General features: G+C 54.0%; 2 protein-coding genes. Both read right to left on the reverse strand.

Annotated elements, in window-relative coordinates; translation table 11 throughout:
• On the reverse strand, positions 1-266 hold a 266-nt coding region (locus BA066_07970), incomplete at its 3' end, for a DUF2813 domain-containing protein (GenBank protein RDD52756.1).
• Between the two features lie 177 nt (positions 267-443).
• Positions 444-1,205, reverse strand: coding sequence for a hypothetical protein (locus tag BA066_07975; GenBank protein RDD52757.1), 762 nt, complete (start codon positions 1,203-1,205; stop codon positions 444-446).
• Positions 1,206-1,350 lie beyond the last annotated feature (145 nt).

The following is a 1,350-nucleotide window of genomic DNA, read 5'->3' on the forward strand; positions in this document are numbered from 1 at the left end:
TAGATTATTCGTGCCTCCCCAGCATACCCATAGATCAGGGAGGAGGGACCACCGTGAAGCTTTGACAGAAGCGTTGGTAAATCTTCTCCGTAGGGTGGAAGGGGATAAGTTGCAAAGGGCATTCTCAGAAGGTAAAGAGCTTCCAGAATCGCAGTTTTTCCCACGTTGTTCCTGCCTATGAGCACATTGAACTCAGTCAGCTCCAAAGGTTTGGAAAGCCTTCTTATACCTCTGAGCTCGTGAAGCTCTAGGCTCTCAACCAACATGATTCTCTACAACTCAGTAATCCTAGGCTTTATAAATGTTCTCGGCATGCTCATAGACGCTTCTTGAGGACATTCACAATTCCTCTCAACATGGGTGTCCAGGGGAATTGAAACGAGAGGGGGAGGAGCTGAGGAGGCTTTAGAGGAAGTGAGCTTCAGGGGTCTTGGGATTCGCTCTCACAGTTCCTTCCCTATGATTAGCTCGACTCCCTCCTCCTTGGCTCTCTCCCTGAGCTCCCTCGCGATCCTGGCGTCGGCGGTCTCCGCCACAAGTATCAGCCTGGCCTTCCTCTTGTAGATCTCCTCCGCCCTCCTCGCCTTCCTGAGGAGCTTGTCCAACTCATCGGGTTCGGCGTGGGCCGTCACCTCCCCAACAACTAGGGGATCCTCTAGGAATATGTCCACCTCCTCCCCGTCTATCCTCGCAGATCTCAGCTCAGCGTCCTCCGGTATCTCCCTGAACTTCCTGAAGAGGTCAGTCAGAAGGGTCCGGACGAACTGCTCGAAGGTCACGCCAGCGAACCTGCTGAGCTGGGAGAAGCCGTACATCATGGACTCGCCTATCCTGGCCAGCTCCCTCTCGAACCTGTCCTGTCTCGCCCTCATCTCCCTAATCTCCGTGAGCATCTCATTGAAGTCGTGCCTCAGCCTCACCTGCTCCTCCTTGAGCGCTCTGATCTCCTCCCATATTCTAGCTATGTCCTCCTTTATCGCCTTTATTTCCTCCCATATCCTCACCTGCTCCTCCTTGAGCGCTCTGATCTCGCCCCATATCTTGGTCTGCTCCTGAGCTAGCCTGCTCATCTGCTCGACTAGCCTGTTTATCTGGACCGAGACGGATAGCTCGGGCTCTATGTACTCTATCAGCTTTCTAGCCAGCCTCCTGGCTAACTCGGGATTTTTCTCCAGCTCCTTAGATAGCTCCTCTATCAGGGACATCAAGGTAGTGGGAAGGTGGGCTAATTTAACCCTATCGCTTGGACGCGAGGTCGGCTCGCTGACACAGCGACCCTATGGATGCTAGGCGTGGGATAGGTGCGGTGGGGCAAGATAATCTTGCGGGTCGCCCTCGCTCAAATACCAG

Source organism: Candidatus Korarchaeota archaeon NZ13-K (assembly GCA_003344655.1).
In the GTDB taxonomy this organism is placed as follows: Archaea; Korarchaeota; Korarchaeia; order Korarchaeales; family Korarchaeaceae; genus Korarchaeum.

What these genes read in the sequence shown, in the direction of transcription:
- BA066_07975 (RDD52757.1), bottom strand. Translation starts at nt 1,205, where the DNA reads ATGTCCCTGATAGAGGAGCTATCTAAGGAGCTGGAGAAAAATCCCGAG.